The organism is Flavobacterium piscis, assembly GCF_031457575.1.
Lineage (GTDB): Bacteria > Bacteroidota > Bacteroidia > Flavobacteriales > Flavobacteriaceae > Flavobacterium > Flavobacterium piscis_A.
Map to the genome: position 1 here is coordinate 19395 of NZ_JAVDWQ010000014.1, position 23835 is coordinate 43229.

Annotated in this window: 22 protein-coding genes; 3 read left to right on the top strand and 19 right to left on the bottom strand. The window is 36.2% G+C overall.

Features of this window, described 5'->3' with window-relative positions:
- Positions 1 to 100: 100 nt before the first annotated feature.
- From J2W48_RS17500 to J2W48_RS17535, 8 genes are all read right to left on the bottom strand, one after another.
- Complete coding sequence (locus J2W48_RS17500; protein WP_310282984.1) at positions 101 to 802, bottom strand: sulfite exporter TauE/SafE family protein; 702 nt, start codon at positions 800 to 802, stop codon at positions 101 to 103.
- A 167-nt stretch (positions 803 to 969) separates the two neighbouring features.
- Positions 970 to 1419 (bottom strand): FixH family protein, encoded by a 450-nt coding sequence (locus tag J2W48_RS17505; RefSeq protein ID WP_310282985.1) that lies wholly within the window; start codon positions 1417 to 1419, stop codon positions 970 to 972.
- Positions 1420 to 1520: 101 nt separating this feature from the next.
- On the bottom strand, positions 1521 to 2939 hold the full coding sequence (ccoG, locus tag J2W48_RS17510; protein WP_310282986.1) for a cytochrome c oxidase accessory protein CcoG: 1419 nt from the start codon (positions 2937 to 2939) through the stop codon (positions 1521 to 1523).
- A 5-nt stretch (positions 2940 to 2944) separates the two neighbouring features.
- Positions 2945 to 3889, bottom strand: a complete 945-nt coding sequence (locus tag J2W48_RS17515; protein ID WP_310282987.1) for a cbb3-type cytochrome c oxidase N-terminal domain-containing protein — start codon at positions 3887 to 3889, stop codon at positions 2945 to 2947.
- A gap of 1 nt (position 3890) precedes the next feature.
- Positions 3891 to 4085: a CcoQ/FixQ family Cbb3-type cytochrome c oxidase assembly chaperone gene (locus J2W48_RS17520; RefSeq protein ID WP_310282988.1), complete on the bottom strand. Its 195-nt coding sequence runs from the start codon at positions 4083 to 4085 to the stop codon at positions 3891 to 3893.
- Positions 4086 to 4092: 7 nt separating this feature from the next.
- Entirely contained in the window at positions 4093 to 6279 is a 2187-nt protein-coding gene (gene ccoN, locus J2W48_RS17525; RefSeq protein WP_310282989.1) for a cytochrome-c oxidase, cbb3-type subunit I, read from the bottom strand.
- Positions 6280 to 6371: 92 nt separating this feature from the next.
- Entirely contained in the window at positions 6372 to 6563 is a 192-nt protein-coding gene (gene ccoS / locus J2W48_RS17530; protein WP_310282990.1) for a cbb3-type cytochrome oxidase assembly protein CcoS, read from the bottom strand.
- 81 nt (positions 6564 to 6644) lie between these two features.
- Complete coding sequence (locus J2W48_RS17535) at positions 6645 to 9059, bottom strand: heavy metal translocating P-type ATPase (protein ID WP_310282991.1); 2415 nt, start codon at positions 9057 to 9059, stop codon at positions 6645 to 6647.
- Positions 9060 to 9249: 190 nt separating this feature from the next.
- Between J2W48_RS17535 and J2W48_RS17540 the strand changes: the two genes are divergently transcribed.
- Both J2W48_RS17540 and J2W48_RS17545 read left to right on the top strand, forming a co-directional pair.
- Positions 9250 to 9930, top strand: a complete 681-nt coding sequence (locus J2W48_RS17540) for a Crp/Fnr family transcriptional regulator (protein ID WP_310282992.1) — start codon at positions 9250 to 9252, stop codon at positions 9928 to 9930.
- 281 nt (positions 9931 to 10211) lie between these two features.
- Entirely contained in the window at positions 10212 to 11438 is a 1227-nt protein-coding gene (locus J2W48_RS17545; protein ID WP_310282993.1) for a PQQ-dependent sugar dehydrogenase, read from the top strand.
- Between the two features lie 95 nt (positions 11439 to 11533).
- On the opposite strand, the gene J2W48_RS17550 is transcribed toward J2W48_RS17545, so the two are convergent.
- The 6 genes from J2W48_RS17550 to J2W48_RS17575 form a co-directional block, all read right to left on the bottom strand.
- Entirely contained in the window at positions 11534 to 12040 is a 507-nt protein-coding gene (locus J2W48_RS17550) for a DNA-deoxyinosine glycosylase (RefSeq protein WP_310282994.1), read from the bottom strand.
- A 227-nt stretch (positions 12041 to 12267) separates the two neighbouring features.
- Positions 12268 to 12846 (bottom strand): ferritin-like domain-containing protein, encoded by a 579-nt coding sequence (locus J2W48_RS17555; protein ID WP_310282995.1) that lies wholly within the window; start codon positions 12844 to 12846, stop codon positions 12268 to 12270.
- Positions 12847 to 12865: 19 nt separating this feature from the next.
- Positions 12866 to 15007: a catalase gene (locus tag J2W48_RS17560; RefSeq protein ID WP_310282996.1), complete on the bottom strand. Its 2142-nt coding sequence runs from the start codon at positions 15005 to 15007 to the stop codon at positions 12866 to 12868.
- Positions 15008 to 15249: 242 nt separating this feature from the next.
- On the bottom strand, positions 15250 to 16008 hold the full coding sequence (locus J2W48_RS17565) for an SDR family oxidoreductase (protein WP_310282997.1): 759 nt from the start codon (positions 16006 to 16008) through the stop codon (positions 15250 to 15252).
- 54 nt (positions 16009 to 16062) lie between these two features.
- Positions 16063 to 18249, bottom strand: a complete 2187-nt coding sequence (locus J2W48_RS17570) for a hypothetical protein (protein ID WP_310282998.1) — start codon at positions 18247 to 18249, stop codon at positions 16063 to 16065.
- 51 nt (positions 18250 to 18300) lie between these two features.
- Positions 18301 to 18957, bottom strand: a complete 657-nt coding sequence (locus J2W48_RS17575; protein ID WP_310282999.1) for a DUF6766 family protein — start codon at positions 18955 to 18957, stop codon at positions 18301 to 18303.
- 553 nt (positions 18958 to 19510) lie between these two features.
- Here J2W48_RS17575 and J2W48_RS17580 point away from each other — a divergent pair.
- Complete coding sequence (locus J2W48_RS17580; protein ID WP_310283000.1) at positions 19511 to 19987, top strand: CAP domain-containing protein; 477 nt, start codon at positions 19511 to 19513, stop codon at positions 19985 to 19987.
- Between the two features lie 375 nt (positions 19988 to 20362).
- Here J2W48_RS17580 and J2W48_RS17585 read toward each other — a convergent pair whose 3' ends face one another.
- The 5 genes from J2W48_RS17585 to J2W48_RS17605 all read right to left on the bottom strand — a co-directional run bounded on the left by J2W48_RS17585 (position 20363) and on the right by J2W48_RS17605 (position 23833).
- Positions 20363 to 20764 (bottom strand): hypothetical protein, encoded by a 402-nt coding sequence (locus J2W48_RS17585; protein ID WP_310283002.1) that lies wholly within the window; start codon positions 20762 to 20764, stop codon positions 20363 to 20365.
- A 61-nt stretch (positions 20765 to 20825) separates the two neighbouring features.
- Positions 20826 to 21341: a hypothetical protein gene (locus J2W48_RS17590; protein ID WP_310283003.1), complete on the bottom strand. Its 516-nt coding sequence runs from the start codon at positions 21339 to 21341 to the stop codon at positions 20826 to 20828.
- A 115-nt stretch (positions 21342 to 21456) separates the two neighbouring features.
- The gene (locus J2W48_RS17595; protein ID WP_310283004.1) at positions 21457 to 22035 is read right to left on the bottom strand and encodes a DUF6705 family protein; all 579 of its coding nucleotides are present in this window, start codon (positions 22033 to 22035) and stop codon (positions 21457 to 21459) included.
- Positions 22036 to 22053: 18 nt separating this feature from the next.
- Positions 22054 to 22356 carry a hypothetical protein gene (locus tag J2W48_RS17600; RefSeq protein ID WP_310283005.1) on the bottom strand — a complete coding sequence of 101 codons (303 nt, stop codon included), beginning with the start codon at positions 22354 to 22356 and terminating at the stop codon, positions 22054 to 22056.
- A complete protein-coding gene (locus J2W48_RS17605; RefSeq protein ID WP_310283006.1) occupies positions 22334 to 23833 on the bottom strand; it encodes a hypothetical protein in 1500 nt (499 codons plus the stop codon). Before J2W48_RS17605 ends, J2W48_RS17600 begins: the two co-directional genes overlap by 23 nt.
- Between the last annotated feature and the right edge of the window lie 2 nt (positions 23834 to 23835).

Sequence of the window (23835 nt, forward strand, 5' to 3'; positions counted from 1 at the left end):
GATTCTGTGTTGATAATTGATTTGTGAATAGTTTTTGGACTCCTGCAAGGCCGAAAAAAGACCTTGCAGGAAAAATGCAGGGCATCATAAATTGATGTTTTTAATGACAATTAGGAGTTCCCTGCACAAACAAACTCATATTGGATGGGGAAATGTAGGGGATTCCCAAACCTAAGCCTCTAAGAATAAATAAAACTCCAATAATCACTGCTACATACGGAATTGCTTTTTGAATTTTATTACGAAAAGGTAATTTTATCATTGAATTGATATAGACAACAGCGGTCATTAAAGGCACAGTTCCTAACCCGAATAACAACATATATAAAACCCCAAAAGGGGCGCTTTGCATAGCGATGGCCCCAAATAAAGCCACATACACCATTCCACAAGGCAAAAAACCATTGAGCAAACCAATTGTAAAAAGTGATTTATAGCTTCTGTTTTTAAACTGACTTCCTAAAGTCGATTTTATTCCTGAAATAACTTTATAAACAGGTTTGGAGAAATTGTATTTTGAGAATACTTTTTCAGGAATCAAGACGACTAAAATCATTGCCAGCCCAATAAAAACAGACATTTTTTGTTGTAGTCCGGCCAGAAAAAAACCTCTTCCTAATAATCCAAAAATAAAACCAATTGTAGCATAAGCTGTCAGCCGGCCTAAATGATACGTTATGATTTGGGTTGTTTTTTTGGTTTCATTCTGATGATCTACAGGCAGCATCATAGCAATTGGACCACACATTCCGATGCAGTGCAAACTACTGATAAGACCTAATATGAAAGCAGAATACAACATTTTACTTTTTATTTATTTGCACAGATTAATTAGATTAAAAATGATTTAAAAATCTGCTGAATCTGCAAAATCTGCGTGAAAATCTTGACATGCAGATTTTACGAATTTCTGCAGGTCCTAAAATTGAAAATTACTTTGAAAACTGGTTTTATCTGCGTTCATTTTTTTTAATTAACGTAAATTACCTCTTTCGAAAGATATTTTTTTTCCTGGTATTGCCATTCTATATTTACATTCCATTGCCCTTTGATTAATTTGTTTTTTGAAATTAATAAAGTAGAATTACTCAAAGCAATTGGTGTATTGAAATCAAATTTCTTGTTGGAAGGTCGGTATAATAATACATTTCCTTTTACTTTATTACTTTCAAAAGTGGCGGGAAAAACAACTTTCACTCCTTCTGAATTATAAGTAATAGAAGGTTTTTGCTGTAAATCATAGGCATTTTGAATGCGTGCCATTTCATCCTGAAAATGAGAATCGTGTTTGTAATATTCTTCCACAACCAAATCATTGTCATACTTGCTATTGGATTGTACCTGAAAAACAAAATATAAAATAAAGGTCATAAACAACCCAAAAGCAAAGACTATTCCTGTTCCCCAGTTCATTTTCATATTTGTGGATTTTATGTGTTAGTTGTCCAATATGGTATCGCCTTTTAATTATTGTTTTTGTTTCACAAAGTTTATTAGTGGCGATTTCATAATATTGTTATTTAGTTAAAACTTCTTGGTCCTAAAAAATTCGTAGTGGTGGTTTCCAGCAATTCATTACCATTGTAAACACCAATTTTTACTTTGGTTTTATCGCTTTCCAGAAGTGCTTCATTTATTTCTATGAATAAAGTTCCCTGTGAAATTCCTTCTTTTTTTATTTTAAAATGGGTATTTCCGACATTTTTGATTTCGCCTTTCTGATCCATTAATTCAAAATGAATATCGCTGTAATCTTTTATCGTTTTATTGACAATTTTATAAGTATATACATTACTGATTTTATCGCCTTTGTGTTGAAAGAGCTGGCCTGGTAGACGCAAAATAATTGCTTCAACATCAGTGCGCAAAAACAGCATTCCAACAAGAATACTCAATAAAATGAGCAAAACAGTGGTATAGCCTTTCATTCTGGCTGTGAATTTGAAAGGGGTGTTTTTCTCTATCTCATCTTCAGAGGCATATCGGATCAGGCCTTTTGGCAAACCTACAGATTCCATAATCGTATCGCATTCATCGATACAGGCAGTGCAATTGGTACATTCGAGTTGCGTTCCGTTACGAATGTCAATTCCCATTGGGCAAACGTGTACACATTGATGGCAATCGATACAATCGCCTTTTCCGGTAGTGGCCCTTTCTTCTTTCTTGTTGAATTTGGCGCGACCTGCTTCTTTTTCGCCACGCACAAAATCGTAGGCAACATTAATCGATTTATTATCTAAAAGGACACCTTGTAATCTTCCGTAGGGACAAGCGATAATACAAACCTGCTCGCGGAATGAAACAAAAACAAAATAAAAAACCGCGGTAAAAATAAGCAATGCAATAAAGTTACCCGATTGTTGAATTGGCCCTTCTTCCACCATTAAAAACAGCGTATCACTACCTACTAAATAAGCCAGAAAGATATTGGCAATTCCAAAAGAAATCAGGAAAAAAATAAACCATTTCAGTAATCTTTTTCTAATTTTTTCCCCGTTCCATTCTTGCCTGGCTAAACGGGTTTGTGCACCGCGGTCCCCATCAATCCAATATTCGATTCGGCGAAAAACCATTTCCAGAAAAATAGTCTGCGGACAAATCCAGCCACAAAAAATCCTTCCGAAAATAACCGTAAACAAAATAATGAAAACGACACCAACCAACATGGATATCACAAAAAGATAAAAATCCTGTGGCCAAAACGGAAATCCAAAAATATTAAACCGACGTTCTAAAACATTGAACATCATAAATTGGTTTCCGTTTACTTTGATGAACGGATTGGCAATTAAAATAGCCAATAACACGTAGCTAACCCATTTTCGATACTCATAGAACATACCAGATGGCTTTTTCGGAAAAATAAATTTTCGTTTACCACTTTCATCAATGGTTCCGATGGTATCTCTAAAAGCTTCGTCTGGTAAATTTGACATGATAATTATTTTTTAACTTCAGTACTTTCTGCTGGTTGGTTAGTAATTACTTCCTTTTTTGGAGAAGTTTCATCTGCCCAAATTTCACCTTCTGATTCTTTCGGGTCTTTTGGATTACTGCCTTGTAATGACAAAATATAACTGGCTACTTTTTGAATTTCTTTTGGTTTTAAAGTCCCTTTCCAGGCAATCATTCCCTTGCCATCACGTCCTCCGTTGTTTATGGTGTGAAATATCTCTTTAATTCCACCGCCTAAAATCCAATTTTTGTCAGTAAGGTTAGGACCAATTTGTCCACCGCCATCAGCTCTGTGGCAGGCGGCACAATTGGTCGTATAAATTTCTTTTCCGGCATCCAGACCTGGTGCATCGGTAAGTACAACTACTGTTTTTTCATCCATTAAATCCGGAGCTGTTTTAAGATATTCCTCAACCTCAATTTTAGCCTGGGTCATTTCTTTTTTGAGCTCCATTTCCTGATCATCTGCTCCAAAAACATCATAGCGAAAAACGTACACTACTCCAAAAATGATAGAAATATAAAATAAATAAACCCACCACGGCGGCAAATTATTATCCAATTCTTTAATGCCATCATAGTCATGGTCCATCAATAAATCGCCTTCTTTTTCAATAGGTTGTGTCCTGGTAAGCCTTTGCATGAGGTTTTTATACCAATCGCTTTCTTTTAGACTTAAGCTGTCTTCATACGCTTTTTTTGCCTTTTCTTCAGGAGTCATTAATTGATACATGACGCGACTGACAGCGGTGAGCGTAATTTCAATTGCAATCAGGACAAACAGAAATACAAATAGAAATAAGGACACCATAGGAAACTTGATAAATGCAGGGCGATCGCCTGAATCTATAAAATACTCCATCAAACCAAAACCGGTAATGAAAATCAGCGGTACTCTTAGATATACAAATACTGGAAATAATTTTTTCATTCTATTTATCTTTTGAAATTATACTACAACCCTCATCTAAAGGCATTTGGCTCAATTCCTGAATCTTCTCATTTTTATAGGAGAATACCCAAAAGCCTAAGCCTACAAAAAAGAAAAAGAAAATTAGGAGAGAAAGAATCGGGTAAATTTCTACACCCGAAATAGTCTCCATATTGTGTTTTATTTGCTCAAACATAATGTTGTTATTTAGAAGTTTCTTTTACTTTAATATCCATTCCAAGTCTTTGTATGTAAGCAATTAAGGCAACAATTTCTCTTTCGTTCATCGGTACAAATTCCTCTCCTTTGGCAGCTGCTTTTTTCTTGCTTTCTTCATAGCTTTTTACAAAATCAGGGTCATTTTCAAGATTCTTTTCTATCGAAATAGCCTGAGCTCTTAAATCCTTTAATCCATTAGCAACTTCAGCATCCGAATACGGAACACCAAGCGAAACCATAGCCTGCATTTTCTTCTGGGTCAATGAAATATCCATTGCTTCATTATCGAACAGCCATTTATAACCGGGCATTATCGAACCTGCAGAAGTACTTTGCGGGTTCCAGAAATGATTAAAATGCCAGTTGTCATTGTATTTTCCGCCTACTCGCTGTAAATCAGGGCCAGTACGTTTTGATCCCCAAAGAAATGGATGATCATAAACAAATTCTCCAGCTTTCGCCTGTGGTCCGTAACGCTCGACTTCACTTCTAAAGGGACGAACAGATTGTGAATGACAACCCACACAACCTTCACGGATGTATAAATCCCGGCCTTCTAATTCTAAAGGGGTATAAGGTTTTACACTGGCAATTGTTGGAATATTAGATTTGACCATAATCGTTGGCACAATCTGAATGATTCCTCCAATTAAAATAGCAACTGTGGCTAAAATGGTCAATTGAATTGGTTTTCTTTCTAACCAGCTATGGAATTTTTCTCCACTAATTCTACTGCTGCTGATTCTTTGTAAAGCGGGAGCCTGGGCCAATTCATCTTCTATAGTTTCACCAACTTTAACAGTCATTATGATGTTGTAAACCAGCGTAAACATTCCTATCAGATATAAAGTACCTCCAATGGCTCTCATCCAATACATTGGCATAATTTGCGTAACGGTTTCAAGGAAATTTCCATACGTTAATGTACCATCAGGATTGAACTGTTTCCACATTGAAGCCTGTAGAAAACCAGCTACATACATGGGTACGGTATATAAAATAATCCCTAAGGTCCCGATCCAGAAATGGAAATTGGCCAATTTAGTGGAGAATAATTTGCTTTTTGTCATTCTGGGAATTAGCCAGTAAATGATCCCAAAAGACATAAATCCGTTCCACGCAAGAGCGCCAACGTGTACGTGGGCAACGATCCAGTCCGTATAATGCGCAATAGCATTTACATTTTTTAAAGAAAGCATCGGGCCTTCAAAAGTGGCCATTCCATAACCTGTAATTGCTACTACGAAAAACTTCAAAACAGGTTCTTCACGCACTTTATCCCAGGCACCTCTTAGTGTTAAAAGTCCATTAATCATTCCACCCCAGGATGGAGCAATCAGCATTATAGAAAATGCAACCCCTAAATTTTGAGCCCAGTTTGGTAAAGCAGAATACAATAAATGGTGAGGCCCTGCCCAGATATAAATAAATATCAATGACCAAAAGTGAATAATCGAAAGACGATAAGAATACACCGGACGATTGGCTACTTTAGGTACAAAATAATACATCAATCCTAAAAATGGGGTTGTCAGGAAAAATGCCACCGCATTATGACCGTACCACCATTGAACTAAAGCATCCTGAACACCTGCATACACAGAATAACTTTTCCAAAGGGATACAGGGATTTCGATATTATTAAAAATATGCAAAACGGCAACGGTAACAAACGTAGCGAGGTAAAACCAAATCGCAACATACAAATGACGTTCTCTGCGGCGCAGCATAGTACCAATCATATTGATTCCCATTACTACCCAAATAAGAGCAATCGCAATATCAATAGGCCATTCTAATTCGGCATATTCCTTAGAGGAAGTATATCCTAATGGTAATGTAATCGCAGCGGCTACGATAATAAGCTGCCAGCCCCAAAAATGAAGATTACTTAAGAAATCGCTAAACATTCTGGCTTTCAGCAATCGCTGTAAAGAATAATACATTCCGGCAAAAAAGGCATTTCCCACAAAGGCAAAAATTACCGCATTGGTATGCAATGGTCTTAACCGACCATAACTAAGCCATGATATCCCATCTGTGATGTTGGGAAAAAGGTACATAACCGCTAAGGTTAATCCCACTAACATACCTACTACTCCAAAAAGAATAGTGGCATAAATGAATTTTTTTACAATTTTGTTGTCGTAATAAAACTGTTCCATTTTCATAAGTTGTTGTTTATTGTTTTTTTTCGGTTTTATGCAATTCACATATTGTCATTCGTTTTACGACGAAATTTCCGGGATGCTCATTATCATAATTATACTTGTTTTTCTTCGGTTGCTGATTGATTAGTCTGGGTGGTTATTTTGGTTTCGTCATCAAAAAGCATTCTGACAGATGGCGTATAGTCATCATCATATTGTCCCGATTTGACAGCGATTATAAAAGCAATAAAGAACCCGATTGCTACGCAAATACTGACTGAAATTAATAGATAAATGACACTCATACCTTTTTATTTATAGCAACAAAATTAGTGCGTTGCTAATTCTTAAAATATGATAATTATCATGCTGCAATGACATATTATTTATTTCTGATTAGCATAAAAATTACTCATTACAGTGACAAAACTGACGATGGTAATGGTGCTCAAAGGCATTATGATGGCGGCTACCAGCGGAAGTAAATTTCCAGTTACGGCAAAACCCAATCCGACAACATTATAAAGGAGCGAAAGCACAAAACTCATTTTGATGATTGTGATGGATTTTTGAGATAGTTTCAGGAAATAATCTAAATGTGCAAATTCGCCGGCATCCAAAATAGCATCACAGGCAGGAGAAAACACATTTACATTTTCTGAAATGGAAATCCCTACATTACTTTGTGCCAAAGCTCCGGCGTCGTTCAGTCCATCGCCAACCATCATTACATTTAATCCTTTTTCCTGTAATTGTTTGATGTAATCGAGTTTTTGTTCCGGTTTTTGATTAAAGATCAGTTCTGTGTTTTCAGGCAAAATAGTTTCCAGATTAGTCTTTTCACCATCATTATCACCTGAAAGAACTTTTATTTGATAATTTTTACTTAAATCAAAAAATAATTTTTCCAGTCCTTTTCTGTATTGGTTTTCAAAAATGAATTTGCCGTAATAGATTCCTTCAATTTTAATATGAATTGCTGTTTTTTCAATTTCTAAAGGTTCTGAAATCAAAGCATTAACAAATTCTGCCGAACCCATTTGGATAGCTTTATTATCAATGATACCCTGAATTCCCCTGCCCGTTATTTCCTGAAAGTCGTCTATTTTAATTTTTCTTGTTTCAGGTAAAAAATCATATAACATCCGGCTTAACGGATGGTTGGATGCCCGAAGCACATTTTTTATCAGAATGTTATTTTCATCAGAAAGTCCTGATTCCGGTTCCCCTCCTTTGGAGAGGTCGGGGGAGGATTCATATAGAATATTCGTTTTTTTATTGGTGGTAATGGTTCCCGTTTTATCAAAAACAATAGTGTCCACTTTTGCCAATTGCTCAATTACTAATGCATTTTTAAGGTATAATTTCTGTTTGCCCAGAATTCTTAAAATGTTTCCAAAAGTAAACGGAGCTGTAAGTGCCAATGCGCAAGGGCAAGCGACAATCAATACTGCAGTAAAAACATTAAAAGCGGTATTAGCATCTATAAAAATCCAATATCCAAAACCAGCAAATGCAATCAGCAGTAAAATTGGGGTAAAATACCGACTTATTGCATCTGTTATGGTTTTGTGTTTTTGGAGCACTTTCTTCTGAAAAATTTCATTGCTCCATAACTGCGTCAGGTAACTTTGTGAAACCGAATGAAGGACTTCCATTTCGATAACTTTCCCAATTTGCTTTCCTCCGGCAAATACTTTATCGCCAGATTTTTTGGTAATCGGAACCGCTTCACCAGTTACAAAACTATAATCGATTTCGGCTTTTTCGCTTATTAAAATTCCATCAACCGGAATCAATTCCTGATTGCGAATCAGCAATCGGTTTCCTTTTTCAATGTCATAAACCGGAACACTTTCTTCGGTGGTATCTGTATTAATTCGGGTAACAGCAATTGGGAAATACGATTTAAAATCTCTTTCAAAACTTAAAAAACTATAGGTTTTAATCTGAAACATTTTTCCCAATAGCATAAAGAAGATTAGTCCGGTAAGGCTGTCAAAAAAGCCGGGACCGTAATCCATTATAATATCAAAAGTACTGCGGACAAACATGACGATAATTCCCAAAGCAATCGGAATATCAATATTCAGCATTCCCGATTTAATGCTTTTATAGGCTGAAACATAGTAGTCTTTGGCAGAATAGATAAAACTGGGTAAAGAAAGAATAAAAATTAAAGCCCTGAAAAAAGGTTTGTAATTGTCCAGCCAGAATTCTTTGATTTCAAAATATTCGGGAAACGAAAGCAGCATAATATTTCCAAAACAAAAAAAGGCAACGCCCAGTTTATAGGTCAGGCTTCGGTCAATATTTTTTTTGCCTGTTTCGTAATTTTCCAGACTAATATATGGCTCATAGCCAATAGAACTCAATAAATAAACAATTTCCTTAAGTGAAATCTTGTCGGAATCGAAAGTGATCCGTACTCTTTTTTCTGGAAAATTAACTTGTGAAACGCTGATTCCGGTTTGAATTTTATTTAGATTTTCGAGAATCCAGATACAGGAACTACAATGAATATGTGGAATATTTAATGAAACTATAGCTGTATTGCCTTCCTGAAACTCCAGTAATTTTGAAAGGATTGCCTCGTTGTCTAAAAAATCATATTTGCCATGAATATCCTGCGGTGTTGCTCCCGGAGATTTTTCAAAGTCATAATAACAGGTTAAATCATGAATACTGAAAATTTCATAGACCGTTTTGCAACCGTTACAACAAAACTTTTTTTGGTCAAAAGTAATTTCTTCATTTTTAGGAATGGTTAATCCACAGTGAAAACAACTTTGCTCACTCATAACTTTGTTTTTTGTACCTTACAAAGGTTATAATTTGCAAAAGGCTATACTATGACATTTATCATATCGCTATAAATTAAAATAAACGGTTTTTTTTTTTATGTAGAAAGATTATTTTCTATATATTTTTCAGCCTTCATTAAGCGTATCAACTTGAATTATATCTAATTTTGCAACAAACAATTTTACTATGAACAAATGTGACCAATGTATCGTAAGGCAGCTTAGTTCTCTAAAAGCGCTTAATAAAGAAGAAGTCATACAATTAGCCAATAGTAAAACCACTCATATCATAAAAAAAGGAGAGGCCATTTTTGAAGAAGGTGAGGTAACCAATGGTGTTTTCTGTGTTAAGGATGGTATTGGTAAGCTTTCTAAATTAAGTGCTAACGGAAAAGATCAGATTGTTAAATTGGTAAAATCTGGGGAACTTCTGGGACAACGCTCTATGATTAGCAATGAGCCGGCTAACTTATCTGCCAAAGCTGTTGCCGATATGGAAGTTTGTTTTATTCCTAAAAGCGAAATCCTTCATTTCTTTAATACCAACAATCAGTTTTCGATGAATCTGATGCAATCGGTTTGTGAGGATTTGAAAAAATCTGACGATCACATGGTGGATATGACTCAAAAGACAGTAAAAGAAAGACTAGCTGAAACCTTATTATATTTAAACGATACGTTTGGGGTTAATGAGGAAAACGCGTTAAATGTTCAGCTCTCCAGGGAAGAACTTGCCGGAATGATTGGAACCGCTACTGAAAGCTGTATCCGTCTCTTATCCGATTTTAATAAATCAGGACTGATTGAATTAAAAGGAAAGAAAATTATACTGAAAGATATAAAAAGACTAAAGCTTGAAGCAAATTAATTGCAGTCAAAAATTAACTTTTATTTATGTAAATCGTTGTACGTATTTGGTATTTAGGTAGTTATGTTGTTGTGGAACGGGTAATTGTATAAATTTAACTTAAAATTATGTAAATTTTTATTATCGAATTTTTAGAAATTTGGTTTCAATAACATAAACAGATATTCTTTTAAAATTATTGTTATTTGAATCTGGACCAAATTGCAATACAATAAAAAGTCATTGAGATTGTTGTTAACTAATACGATAAGTAACTATTTATAAATTTAATTACCAAAACGATGAAAAATATAACCTACATTTCGTTTTTTTCGAGCGTACTGTTTACTTTGTTCAGCTGCTCAAATGATAAAGATCCAATTGCGGATCCAGGCACCGTTACGGACCCTGTTGAAACGACAGACCCAAATACCAGCTATGAACCGGCATTTGCAGGGCAAACCCGTAGTAGTGGCCTTCAGACCAATACCAGCTACGAAGGAAAAGTTATTACTACAGCCTTAAGCAGTCCGTGGGGAGTAAAATGTCTTCCGGATGGCAGACTTATAATTACTGAAAAATCAGGGCAGTTACGAATAGTAAAAACATCAGGAGAAATTAGCACTGCCATTACTGGTGTTCCGGCTGTTAATGCTTCGGGTCAGGGAGGATTATTAGGGTTATGCCTTGATCCTGAATTTGCAACTAATAAAATGATTTACTGGGTATTTTCAGAAGTAGTAGCAGGTGGAAATATTACAGCTGTTGCTAAAGGTAAGTTATCTGATGATGAGAAAACAATTGAAGGGGCAACGGTAATTTTTAGGTCTACTCCTGCAAATGCAAGTAATCTTCATTATGGAGGGCGTATTCTTTTTGATAAAAATGGCAGCCTGATGATTAGCACCGGAGAACGTTCTGTGATTGAAACCAGACCATTGGCACAATCCCTTGTCGGAAGTCTTGGAAAAGTTGTCAGAATCAATAAAGAGGGCCAGCCGGCTACTGGTAACCCTGTTTTTAACGAAACTGGCGCACTACCTGAATTATACACATACGGGCATAGAAATCCACAAGGATTGGCACTGCATCCTGTTACTGGCGAAGTTTGGCTTAGCGAACATGGGCCAAGAGGTGGTGACGAAATCAATCGTTTAATTGCAGGAACTAATTATGGATGGCCTGTTATTACTTATGGTATTGAATATAATGGAGCAGTGATAGGTGGAGGAATTCAGCAGCAAGAAGGTATGGAACAGCCGGTATATTATTGGGATCCTGTTATATCGCCAAGCGGCATGACATTCTATAGCGGTAATCGTGTACCGGAATGGGAAAATAATCTTTTTATAGGGGCATTAAGCGGTAAACATATTGTACGTCTTGCTATTAACAATAATCGTGTTGTGGGTGAGGAAAGACTTTTTGCTCAGGAAAATCAACGATTTAGAGATATTACTCAAGGTAATGATGGGGCTTTATATGCTGTTACTGATGAAGGAAGACTTTATAAAATTGATAAAAAATAATATTCATCATTCTTTAGATAGTAGTAAACTTTTGATGAAATTTAAGAGTGATGGCGCCAACACAGCGCCATCATTTTTTTTAATACACTTTATGTTTATAATTTCTTCTGTAGTGTTTTTGCTGTTTCCGCCAATTTTTTCCACATTTCTATTTTCTGCGTGAGACTCAATCCGGCATTTAAACCGCTTGTTGAGGGCAGGATGTGATACGTTATTCCATCATTAGGGTTTGCATATTTCCCGAAAAACTTTGCAGCAGTTTTACTTTCAAAAAAGATATGCCTGATATTGGGATATTGCAGGTGTAAATTTTCAAAGTCATTAGCACACTCGTTTTTAATTTTAGAATCACTGCTTCCTTCTCTTACACATGAAGCCAGAACATTCCATAATGCAATACGATGTTTTTTCAGTAATTCTTTACGTTCTTCATAGTTGGTGTTATAGCTTTCTCCAAATATATTAAATATTATTTTCCAGAAATGATTTCCTTTATTTCCGTAATACTGTTGTCTGGCAATAGACTGGTCTCCAGGCATAGTTCCGAGAATTAATATTTTGCTGTGACTGTCTATTAGTGGTGGCAAGGCAAATTTTTGCATGATATAAATTAATTACAAAAACATCTGCACAAAGTACAGATGTTTTTGTAAAAATGAAAATAAGTAAATTTTTATTGGTCTCAGATAGAAGTTGACTATTAACTTTTATGCATTTTGCTTTAGCTACTAAAAAATATCAGCCACGAATTACACGAATTAATTTGTAAAAATTCGTAGCTGATAAATTGTTAAAAACCTTGCAGGCTTTCAGTCCGAAAAAGGAGAGTTTACTCAGCAGCAACAGTATTCACACTGTTTAATGCAACATCATTCAAAATGCAATCTGCCTCTTTTTCTTCTGCCAGAGTTTGTGTCAGTAATTTTGCTGCGTCATTTTCACCTAATGCTTTTGCAAAGGCACATAAAGTACCATAAGTTGCAATTTCATAATGCTCAATTTTTTGTGATGCTGCAATAATACCTGCATCTCTCACTGCTCCCGGAGTAGTCTCTTCAAGAATACCATCGCCTTCTTTTAACAATCCGGCCATCGCTTCACATTTTTTTCCTGCTGCTTTTTCTCCCAGTAAATCAAAAACTTTTTCAAGTCTTGCAACCTGGTTTTGAGTAATGGCAAGATGCTCTAAAATAGCACATGCAAGACCAGGAGCTGTAGCATTTGCGGCCATCTTTGGTAAGGCACCCACTAATGCATTTTCGGCCCAGTAAATGTCTTTTAGATTGTCAATAAACAAATCTTTTAAATCTGCAGCTGCGCCAGCTGCGGGTGCTACAAAATTATCTTTATTGCTTTTTGGATTTGCTGACATAACTTTGTTTTCAGTAGGTTTTTCTGAATTTTTCATATCCTTTATTTTTTGAATGTTAATTGTATAAGTTGGTTTCACGTTCCCAGAAACGATGTTCGCCCATGGCGGCAATAAACTGTTGCGCAAATGAATTGGTTGCAGCTTCTCCGGATAATATAAGCCCTCCGTCATCATTACTGAGTTTAGAAGCAAATGCTGTTTCGTTCAATATTTCTATAGCTTCACCATCAGCACCAATAACTTTGCAATGTTTATAAGCATCATTCAGGAATTCCATTACATCATCATTTTCTGTTAAAGCATTCACGCCTAATCCATGTGGAAGGTAAACTGCATCAAATAAAACCGATGATGCGGTTAGGAAACTAAAATCAGCAGCAAGTGCTCCATCAGAATCCGTAAGAACAGATCCTAAATGTGGTGCAATTACAAAACCTTTGGCATCTTCTTTTATAAGGGCACTTTTAATATTCGTTACTGCGGCTTCAGAAACGCCATCGGCACAAATAATAGCAACCTTTCGGGAAGCAATCGTTGGGGAATTAGTTGGGTTTTTAAGCATTGAAAGGGCATCAGAATTGGCAACAGAAGATTCAACTGTTTTGGGCTCCTGATTCCCCATTTCATTTTCCGGTGAGACACCTTGATTTATAGGTGTTTCAAGTACCGGAGGAACAGTAGCTCCAAGTCCTAAGGCCACTTTTTCAGCCAATTGCATATCTATTTGAGATAGAAGTCCCAACATTCTTACCCGGATAGCTGTCGTTTCTACTTTACCAAGCTCAAAACGCAAAGCTTTTACGATATGGCTTTTTTCGACATCTGTCTGACTGTTAAAGAATAATTTTGCCTGGCCAAAGTGATCCGCAAAACTTTCGCTTCTTTCTCTTACCTTATGGGCATCAACACGTTCGTTAAAACTTGAAAATCCGCCTTCGGCAATTTTAGCCTGATAAGGACAGCCTCCGCCAAGTGAATTAGGATGGTAACTTACGCGGCCAATATTGATTTCCTGGCGCATGTGTCCGTCACGTTGGTTGTTATGTACCGGAGCAACACTTCTGTTAATTGGAATTTCATGAAAATTAGGACTTCCCAATCTTGAAAGTTGTGTATCAGTATAAGAAAATAACCTTCCCTGAAGTAACGGATCATTTGAAAAATCAATTCCGGGCACAACATGTCCGGGGTGAAAAGCGATTTGTTCTGTTTCTGCAAAGAAATTATCCGGATTTTTGTTCAGTACCATTCTTCCCACAATGGTAACAGGCACTAATTCTTCAGGAACAATTTTCGTTGGGTCCAGTAAATCGAATTCATATTTATGTTCGTCTTCTGCAGGAATTATTTGCACACCCAATTCCCATTCCGGAAAATTACCCATTTCGATAGCTTCCCATAAATCTTCCCTATGGAAATCCGGATTTTTTCCTGAAATTTTCTGAGCTTCATCCCAGACAACAGCGTGGGTTCCTAATTTAGGTTTCCAGTGGAATTTTACAAAAGTAGATTCATTTGCTTCATTGATTAATCTGAAAGTGTGAACTCCAAATCCTTCCATCATACGATAACTTCTCGGAATCGCACGGTCAGACATCGTCCACATAATCATGTGCAAAGATTCCGGCATTAGGGAAATGAAGTCCCAAAATGTATCATGTGCAGATGCTGCCTGTGGCATTTCGTTGTGAGGTTCAGGTTTTACGGCATGAACAAGATCCGGGAATTTTGAAGCATCCTGAATAAAAAATATCGGAATATTATTTCCAACCAAATCATAAATGCCTTCCTGTGTATAAAACTTAACAGCAAACCCTCTTACGTCCCTTGCCAAATCAGTAGAACCCCGTGATCCTGCTACTGTCGAAAATCGTGCAAAAACAGGCGTTTTTAATCCGGCTTCTTTTAAAAATCCGGCTTTTGTTAATTCTGGTATCGGGTTGGTTACTTCAAAGAAACCATGGGCTCCGGATCCGCGCGCATGTACAATTCTTTCCGGGATTCTTTCATGGTCAAAGTGTGTGATTTTTTCTCTTAAGATGAAATCTTCGAGTAGGGAAGGTCCGCGTTCGCCAGCTTTTAGTGAATTATTATCATCGTTGATGCGAACACCCTGATCGGTAGTCAGGAACTTGTTGGTTCCATCTGATTTGTTTATCGACAAATCACGCTGTTTTTCGTCTTGAAAATTTTTCATGTAATAAATATTTTTGATTAAATGTTTGAAGTTGAAAGGAATTTCTAATAATATATTTAATTATTACTATCAGATATTGAGTGAGTTATGAGTTAAATCCCTAGTTATTCAAATTTAAATTATGTGATTGCCAAGCTTTTTATAAGATTAATTTTAAACATTGTACAATTACCATTACATATAATTTTTCTATCATATCAAATCAATTCCTGTAATTCCTGAAATCAAATTGTTTTAAATTATTATATTATCTGCAAATGGGGTCTTATCTGTAATGTCACAATATCACATCTTTTAGGTTGCGACAAACAGAATACAACGCTCATGGCAATATCTTCTGCTTCCAGCATCTCCATTTTATCTATTTTTTCCTGATGCTCTTCCCTGGTACCTGATTGCATATCGCTGGTTACCGCTCCGGGTTCGATAAGTGATACCTTAATTCCCAACGGATTAATTTCTTTACGGAGCGAAGTGCTAAAGGCTCTTATCGCCGCTTTGGTTGCCACATAAATAGTACTTGTTGGGCTCTTGGTTTCTGCACTCATGGATCCGATATTGATGATATGACCCGATTTTTGCTCTTTCATTCTGGAAACGGCTTCCTCGGCAAAGGCCAGATATCCGGTAATATTGGTATCAATTACATATTTGTAATCCTCAAAAATGCTCTCTGTGATACCGTCAGCCGGCAGGGCAGCGTTATTAATCAGAATATCAATTCCGCCAAGCTCACTTTCAACCATTTTCAATATCTTTTGAATATCCTCTTTAATAGTTACATCTCCTGGCGTACCATAAATTTCGCCTTCCGGATATTTTTCCTTGATTTCATTAATGGCGCATTCAAAATCTTCAACATTTCTTCCGAAAATAAAAACGCGTCCACCCAGGGAAACCAGCAATTCTGCTGTAACTTTCCCAATGCCGGTAGTACCACCGGTAATAATAATTCTTTTTTGATCGATGTTTTGTCCAAAATATTCTGATAACTGCTTCATAATGTGTTTGTTTTTAGATGATTAAAATTATTTCTGCAACAGCTTATTGCTTTTTTATTTCCATTGAATTTTGATTGTACCTTTTCCGCTAATTTTATATTCGTGTATTTTGGTGTTTTTTTTGAATGCTTTAAGCATTTCATCATCCTGAAATACTTTTATTTCCTTGCTAATTTTAGCAACCTTAATCAGTTTTAAATTGCAGGACATGTCTTTATCCCCGTCAGGATTTATTGTCAATGAATTGCCTCTCTTGGTATATTGCATAATAGGATAATCGATAAAAAGGAGAAAATCGTCATCGATTTTGATGTATTGTCTTGGTACAATTCCAAATGGCATTCCCGCACCATAAACTTCCTGGCCAACCTGACCACTTTGTTCCCACCCGTTATATAAATCCTCTAAAGGCACCCACAAATCAGATTGTAATTCTCCGGTTTTTACTTCTTCTGAAAGCATTTCTTTTGGCAGCATCGGCGGATAATAATAGGCAATTCTGCTAATGGCATATTTAATGAACTCCGGAATCAGGGTTTTTAGCGATGGCAGAATAGCAATATCCTTCGCCTGAATAAAATATTCTGTTAATGCAGCGTAGACTTCTAATTCTTCATATGCGGCAGTATAGGGTGCATCATTGAGCGGAAAAATAGAAAAGAAATTAGTGTAATTTTTACCGTAGCCATATTTGCAATCATAAAGCTGTATGTTTTTAAATAATCCGGTAAGGCAGGTGTAGCTTATCTCCAGATATAATTTTTTATGGGTAATTTTATATAATTCTAATAATGCCCCAGCCGCAAAAGCAGTATTATTGGCCTGATATAAAATTTCAACGCCCAGTGCTGCTAATTTTTTTGCTGCTTTTTCTGCTTCGTTTAAAAAGCGTTTTTCTTTGGTTAATTTAAAGACAAGCAACATTAAATGTGCGTAAGCACCTGGCACATCCCTTTCTCCTCCAGCACCCGGAGCTGTTTCTTTTTTAATTATTTCAAGGGTTTCCATATCATAAAATACAGGCCATACATATTTAAAATGATGTGCGACTTTTATAACATAATCAATGGAATCCAATACCAGCTTCTCTGCTGTTTTGTCTCCATGTAAAGCCAGTCTTGCCAAATTCATTAAGGGATGATGTAAATACCAGGAATCCATCACCATTTCCTTTTTTTGTTCTTCAGACTGATCCAGTTTTTCGGACAGTGCGGGAAGCCATCTATTAATGCAATTTATTTTAGGATCATAAAAAGCAGGCAATCCGTTAATTAAATCATTGTAAAGCGGCTGTTTTTTGCCACTCCACTTTTCAAATTCCTTAAATGGAGCTAATACTGCAAGCTGGACCATACTTTCAGCAGGTGTATCGTAGTCGCATAGATAGGCATTGAGATACGCAATCCCATTAGTTTGTGTCCATGCACCTTTGTTATGATTTAAATCCCTTAAAACATTTTGAGCGATATCAGGCCAATTGTGATATTCAATTCTTGGCTGCGGAAGCACTTTGTATATCTTAACAAGATTATCCAGAAAATGTTCACAAATTGCCGAAGTTTCCTCAATTATTTCAGCCATCAGTATTACATAAGTATCAGATATCATAAAAGATCTGCCTGAGGGAAGAGGCAGTTTATCCGTGGTTGGCAGTTGAAATCCAATTTCCGGCCAGCTACCCCCAACTGTGTTTTTTGATTCAGTTTGGGTGGCTTCGCAATATTCAGATAATGAAGTAAGGTTTTGAAAATAAAAAAACGATCCTGTTTGTGGTTTTGTAATGCTTGCAAACAATAATCCTGAGCGGGATCCAAATTGCTCGATATGAATTTTTCCATTTGTATTTTCAACACTGCCATTTTGCGTCAACGGTATAATATCACGTGGCCAAAACGGAATCATGAGTGGCCTATTTGCAGTAAAGGAGGTTGTATAATGCAATAGGGGTGTAGTACCATCCGGAAAGTTAATCCGAACTTCGTAGTTTCCAAGCCTGGAGTTTAGTACAATTACAATAGTATCTTCATCCTCAAAAAGATTAACCACTTCAAAACAGCTGTTCATACCAAATGCAGCACGAAAAGCTATTTTTCCATTACCGGGTAAAAGCACTATTATCCATAACGAATCGCCTGTATTATAAACCTGGTAGGTGTAGTCAAGATTTTTTTTTTCTAAAAGTACTTCACTATTTTCAATGTCTGCCTGCGCAGTTGAGCTCCAGGGTGTAACTGTATTCATAATGATAAGTTTAGATTATAAGAATTTTTTATATTGATAATTGAGCTTACATTATTCTCCTGTCTGCATATGGGGAGCATCAACTGGTTTTGATTGTGAAGAGCCAATCTGTCGTAAATAAACAGAAAGTATGACAATGGCAAAAACGGAAAGAAATTCACTCTGCCAGTTTTGAAAAGATTCAAACCAAAACCTGGAATCTCCTATATAGCCGGATGCGGATTCCAATGGCAATCCTTTTAATGCTAATTGCTCATTTTCATCCTTTAGGCTTCCGTAAAAATGAGCAATAAATGAGGCCAGAAACAATAGTAACAATACTATGGTAAGTGAATATTTGTAGAGCAAAAGTATAAAGCCCCCTTTTTTGACGGGCCATGGTGCATCTTTTCGGGCAGGCGAGGGGGCTCTGTCGACTTCTTCCTGTTTATCAAGGTCTTTTGATTCCGATGAACCTTTCTGCATTAGAAAAATGGTAAACACAACAAGCAATGCCATTTGTAGAAATTCACTTTCCCAATTTTCAAAAGTAGCCTGAATAAAGTGCCCCGAAACCAGATAGGAAGAAAGGTTTATAGCTGTACTGCCATCTTCAATAAGTTCTTTGTTGTGTTCCTGAAAACCAAAAATTATCTGACCCATCATTGCTCCTGCAAATAAGAGTAAGAAGCAGATACATAATCCGTTGTTACGTAGAAATGTTTTCATGTTTGTCAAATTTTCTAACAAATTTGGCAAACATTACCTATATCTATATTATATAATTTACTACAGCCTTTATATAATTTATAAGTCATCTGTACAATAAAAAAATCCTTTTTATATAGCAGTAAAGAGAATTCTCTAACATATTTCAATTCCCTGAAGTTGAAGACTGCAGAGATTTAGATTAATCGGGGATGTATATATTAAATGTTGCACCTTCTATTGGTGCGCTTGCAGCAGTAATTATTCTGTTATGGTTTTCCATAATTTTTTAACAATAGCAGTTCATATTGGCCGTTAAAAAATAATAGGGACGTGTTTGAGTTTTTCGCTTTGGCGAATTAATTCAGCTGTTTCAAAACCGTCCATAAGATTGACCGGTTTTGAAATATAATCTGATGCCCCGGATTCTATTTTCAAATACTTTCTAGTTGACCTTAAAATATGACAATCACAGTTTTTCTGTTTAAGTTTTTTGTCCGTATTTGTTGGAACAAATAAAACAAATATCTTTACACCACAGGTTCTATATTTCTTAATTAATAATTATTTTTCAATGTCTACAAAATATTTTATTTTTTTTATTTTAGTACCATTATTTTTTTCCTGTGAAAATGATGATGATGCTCTTGTTATTGACACAAACGTTACCGATCCTGTTTTGATTGAAATCAATAAATTAAGAGTTACAGGATGTAAGTGCGGCGATGAAGATATGCCGCCTGTTCCTGAATTGGTAAGCAACTCAATATTAGCCCAGACAGCGATCAATCATGCCCATGATATGAATGTCCGCAATTATTTTTCTCATATATCCCCGGAAGGGACAAGTCCGATACAAAGAGCCAGTGCATCAGGTTATACCGGTAACTATGTAGGAGAAGTGATTGCCCGCAATTATGATACTCCTGTTGATGTTGTAATTGGCTGGAAGAACAGTACAGATCATTGCAAAGCCATGATGAGCAGTGATTATATCGAAATGGGCGCAGGAAAATCTGATAAGGTGTGGGTTGCTAACTTAGGAAAATAAATCTGGTTCTGATTTCTCTTGGAAAAAATAAAGCTTTTCAGGGAAACAATTAAGTAGTGTTTTATAACCGTAATAATCATTTTATTGGCTATAAAAAGATCCAATTATAGTTTTTTGTGGCATCTGCATCATTGCAGTCAAATCCTTTTGTGGAAGTTTTGTATGTGCCGCCATGGTCATCTATATCAGCAACAATTTCAGAATGCCAACCATCATTATCGTTGTCAAAGAACGTAACCAATTTAGCAAAAAAAACAACTTTTTAAAAAAAACCTTTCATAGTTTTTAAACTCTGAAAGGGTTTGTGGTTTGCTCAACTTTGTGGGCACAGAATGCAATTCCGCTATCTGTATAAATGCAACAGTCCAAACAAGCTTATTCTGGGGTAGCGGACATGTTGGAGTTTGACTTGAGGTTTTTAAATTCTAGCTTATTATTTGAAATATTAGTAAATTCTAGACAAAAGCCCTTAGCAACAAAATACTTTCCTGAATTTGAATTTCCAACGTTACTTTGTATAAATTTATTGGGGCCACATTGGCTTAAGTCATCAACCAAGTAATATTCATCCTCGCCAACAATGATTTCATTAGAATAAGTTATCATTTTGGTGTTGGTAAAAATAATTTTATATGTGTGATCTTCTACTCCATCAATAATCCAGGTTTTTGACATAAGAATTTCTTTGGCATTTGAAGGTATATTGGATTGAGCTACACATCCAAAGCCTGTAATTATATACAAAAATACTACTATTAAATTTTTCATGTTTTTCATTATCTATGTTTTTTTATTGTTACTACATAATTTTTAGGGAAATTTGAGGGAGAGGATTCTCTTAAGCTTCCATAAATTGGATCCATATAAATATAATCGCCATTGGGGTGATGTGGAAAGTATTGTTACCAGCGTCAAGATTCGTCAGCAAGAAATTACCCGCATCAATTGCTTGGGTTATCCCAACAAAAGCAGTTGTTTCAAAAAAATTACTTGCAAAAATTGTCATTTTACTATAATCTACGCCCTCAAACGTAATGTTAACTCCAAATTGATCAAAATAGTATTGTTCAAATTTTTCTCTTGAAGTATTCTTTCCAAAAATCTTAGCTAAATATTCCATTCCAACTGAGGCGCAAGTACTTAGTATTTGTGCTGGTATGGTTGTCGGAATATTCGGTTTTGCAAATTTATCATTTGCTTGAGGAACATATGCGCTTCCTTGTTGCTGAGTACTGCCCCCAATAGTATAGCAATTTATGGTAAAATAAGGATTAGTATCATCACAATCCGGTCCTTTTGTCATGACGTCTGTCCAGTTTCCCGGTGTAGTAGGTTTAGTTGTACTTGTTTGCACCTCTGCGAAATAACCATCGAAGGCGTTGTCCAGAAACCAGTATTATTGTTCTTTTTCTCAATAAAAACCCACAGCTTTTTACGGCTGTGGGTTTTGCTTTAAATTAGAAAAACTTTTACTGCTTGGTTAAATATATTGCCTTTTCTCTTGGAAAAGTTAAGGGCTTGTTTGGGAAATAATTAGGTGGGTCACCGAAAATCACCTTTGGTTCCGGATAGAACAAGAATCTCATTTTACCATTATAAATGTCTAACAAAATATCCCCGTCGTTTTTAAGGTTGTTGTCCGTTCCTCTAAAAGATAATTTGTAACTGCCTTCTTCAGTAAAACCTAATCCTTTAATCACATAAGAATTATTATCTGCTAAAGTTTTGGTAGTTACAAGCACCTTACCATTGCTGTCGGTAATTTTATAGCGTACCAATAGCGCATCATATTTAAACATGCGCACATGCATGTCAAAACTGCTTGTAACTTTTGTCACAATAAATTCATACGTATTATTGTCATCAGTACCTTTCCATGTTCCTACATATTTATTAAATGTACCATTAATGTCCTTTACATAATCGGGAAATTGTCCCTCCTCTGTAGTATTTTTATACTTTTCATATTCTTCTATTGACATTATGATCTGTGCTTTGCAATACAGACTGCTTAATATCATAAATAGTATTATTACTGTTCTTTTCATGTTATTTTATTTTTAAAATTATTTACAAGGCGTATTTACTGGTGAAATTTTAGTTCCATTAGAAGTAACTCCTATTTTTGTTGGGGTTGTTCCAGGAGTTGTTTTGAATAGCACTATGCCCGGAATTTTTATTTCTAATTCGAGAAAAGCTGCAAAAGCACTTGCGATGCCTCCATAAGCTCTAGGATTGTTTAACATTAATCCATAAGCACCTGCAACTGCATTTATATCTATCGATTTCCCTTTTATATCATCGTAAATGCCTTCGTATTTTAGTGTATATACATTGCCATTTTTATCAGAGAAAGTAGAAAAACACATCTGCTATAGCCGCGCCATTAGAAGCTGTATTGTTTAGCATCATTACAAAAGTTCTTAGATCTTCCCGGGAAAACATCTGAATGAATTTTTTTGTTTCCGGATTACCGTTAGCGTCTATGGTTCTACGTGGCGATGTATGGTCATGTATGATTCCGTACAATTCACTGTCATTGGGAAAATCTAAATCACCAAAAGAATCGTTCGTACCTGCTTCATAATCGCTGGCGCCTTTTGCTATGCAATAACCATATTCTTTTGTACTGTCGGTCTTGGCTTTTTCTATAACGAATGCGAGTTTTTCTTTGTACTTAATATCCTCATTTAGTTTCTTTAGTGTTTCACACGGATCAGGCGGCACATCCGGCACACACTCACATTTTACCAAACTATAACCAGCAGAACAAACTGTTTTATTGGTGCATGGAGTTGGCGTTGCAACACTACAAACACTATTATCCGCACTAGCCACAGCATCATTACAATCGGGGCCTTTTGTCATGACGTCTGTCCAGTTTCCCGGTGTAGTAGGTTTAGTTGTACTTGTTTGCACCTCTGCGAAATAACCATCTCTGTCGTTGTCCAGAAACCAGCCTTTCAGAGGGAGATTGCCGCTGCAATCAGTGGTTTTTGTGGCATCTTTGTCATCGCAATCCAGTCCCTTTGTGGAAGAATTCCAAAACGTACCAGGGTGGCGCGCCTTATCTTGGGTGTAGCTATGGTAGCCGTCGCCGTCGAAGTCCATATACCAGGTGTAGGTTATTTGTGCTGTACTAATAACCGTTACAGGACTGGTATTAGGCAAAATAGTTATGCCTGCTGATACTCCTGATTCATTTATATAATTAGCTTGCCCTGTAGGAAAGCCACTAGCATCATAAGTAAAAGGAGTTGTTGTTGTACCTGTACTTCCTGGACTACCGGAACCTCCTGTTGTTGTCGCACTGCTGCTTTGATAATTAGTAATTCTATAGTACATTCCTACTGTATATCTGCCGTCACTGCTATTAGGGGTAAAATAATGCATGTCATGCCCCTTCTTATCTGTTAGTATAAATATCGTTCCTGTATGTTTTTTACCATCAGATGTTGTAACAACATAATTGGCTTTATATTTAAAACCAAACTTCTCGTCTATCAAAACTTGTCTGTACGCATCAAATTGTTTTTTTGTCATTGGTTTTTCACCATACTTTGCAGTACTCGAAGCAGGAGATCCTCCTTGTGCCTGTGCATCCGCTATTGCTATTGCTTCTGCTCTTGCAAGTGCTTCTGCTTTTAATTTCGCAACTGCTTCGGCCATTGCCCTTTGCCCTTGACCGTCTTCTATTTGTTGCAACCAGGCTCTATAAGCCAGATCTGCAGCGTTTGCACGAACAACAACCTCATTTAGGGCCCCTCCGTTCGTAGTCTGTGCATATCCCATCATAGTACCCAATATTGCTATAATACAAATATACCGTTTTATACTTTTTTGCATCC

Coding starts and splice junctions, on each gene's coding strand:
- J2W48_RS17500 (WP_310282984.1), bottom strand. CDS start 802: ATGTTGTATTCTGCTTTCATATTAGGTCTTATCAGTAGTTTGCACTGC.
- J2W48_RS17505 (WP_310282985.1), bottom strand. CDS start 1,419: ATGAAAATGAACTGGGGAACAGGAATAGTCTTTGCTTTTGGGTTGTTT.
- ccoG (WP_310282986.1), bottom strand. CDS start 2,939: ATGTCAAATTTACCAGACGAAGCTTTTAGAGATACCATCGGAACCATT.
- J2W48_RS17515 (WP_310282987.1), bottom strand. CDS start 3,889: ATGAAAAAATTATTTCCAGTATTTGTATATCTAAGAGTACCGCTGATT.
- J2W48_RS17520 (WP_310282988.1), bottom strand. CDS start 4,085: ATGTTTGAGCAAATAAAACACAATATGGAGACTATTTCGGGTGTAGAA.
- ccoN (WP_310282989.1), bottom strand. CDS start 6,279: ATGAAAATGGAACAGTTTTATTACGACAACAAAATTGTAAAAAAATTC.
- ccoS (WP_310282990.1), bottom strand. CDS start 6,563: ATGAGTGTCATTTATCTATTAATTTCAGTCAGTATTTGCGTAGCAATC.
- J2W48_RS17535 (WP_310282991.1), bottom strand. CDS start 9,059: ATGAGTGAGCAAAGTTGTTTTCACTGTGGATTAACCATTCCTAAAAAT.
- J2W48_RS17540 (WP_310282992.1), top strand. CDS start 9,250: ATGAACAAATGTGACCAATGTATCGTAAGGCAGCTTAGTTCTCTAAAA.
- J2W48_RS17545 (WP_310282993.1), top strand. CDS start 10,212: ATGAAAAATATAACCTACATTTCGTTTTTTTCGAGCGTACTGTTTACT.
- J2W48_RS17550 (WP_310282994.1), bottom strand. CDS start 12,040: ATGCAAAAATTTGCCTTGCCACCACTAATAGACAGTCACAGCAAAATA.
- J2W48_RS17555 (WP_310282995.1), bottom strand. CDS start 12,846: ATGAAAAATTCAGAAAAACCTACTGAAAACAAAGTTATGTCAGCAAAT.
- J2W48_RS17560 (WP_310282996.1), bottom strand. CDS start 15,007: ATGAAAAATTTTCAAGACGAAAAACAGCGTGATTTGTCGATAAACAAA.
- J2W48_RS17565 (WP_310282997.1), bottom strand. CDS start 16,008: ATGAAGCAGTTATCAGAATATTTTGGACAAAACATCGATCAAAAAAGA.
- J2W48_RS17570 (WP_310282998.1), bottom strand. CDS start 18,249: ATGAATACAGTTACACCCTGGAGCTCAACTGCGCAGGCAGACATTGAA.
- J2W48_RS17575 (WP_310282999.1), bottom strand. CDS start 18,957: ATGAAAACATTTCTACGTAACAACGGATTATGTATCTGCTTCTTACTC.
- J2W48_RS17580 (WP_310283000.1), top strand. CDS start 19,511: ATGTCTACAAAATATTTTATTTTTTTTATTTTAGTACCATTATTTTTT.
- J2W48_RS17585 (WP_310283002.1), bottom strand. CDS start 20,764: ATGAAAAACATGAAAAATTTAATAGTAGTATTTTTGTATATAATTACA.
- J2W48_RS17595 (WP_310283004.1), bottom strand. CDS start 22,035: ATGAAAAGAACAGTAATAATACTATTTATGATATTAAGCAGTCTGTAT.
- J2W48_RS17600 (WP_310283005.1), bottom strand. CDS start 22,356: ATGTGTTTTTCTACTTTCTCTGATAAAAATGGCAATGTATATACACTA.
- J2W48_RS17605 (WP_310283006.1), bottom strand. CDS start 23,833: ATGCAAAAAAGTATAAAACGGTATATTTGTATTATAGCAATATTGGGT.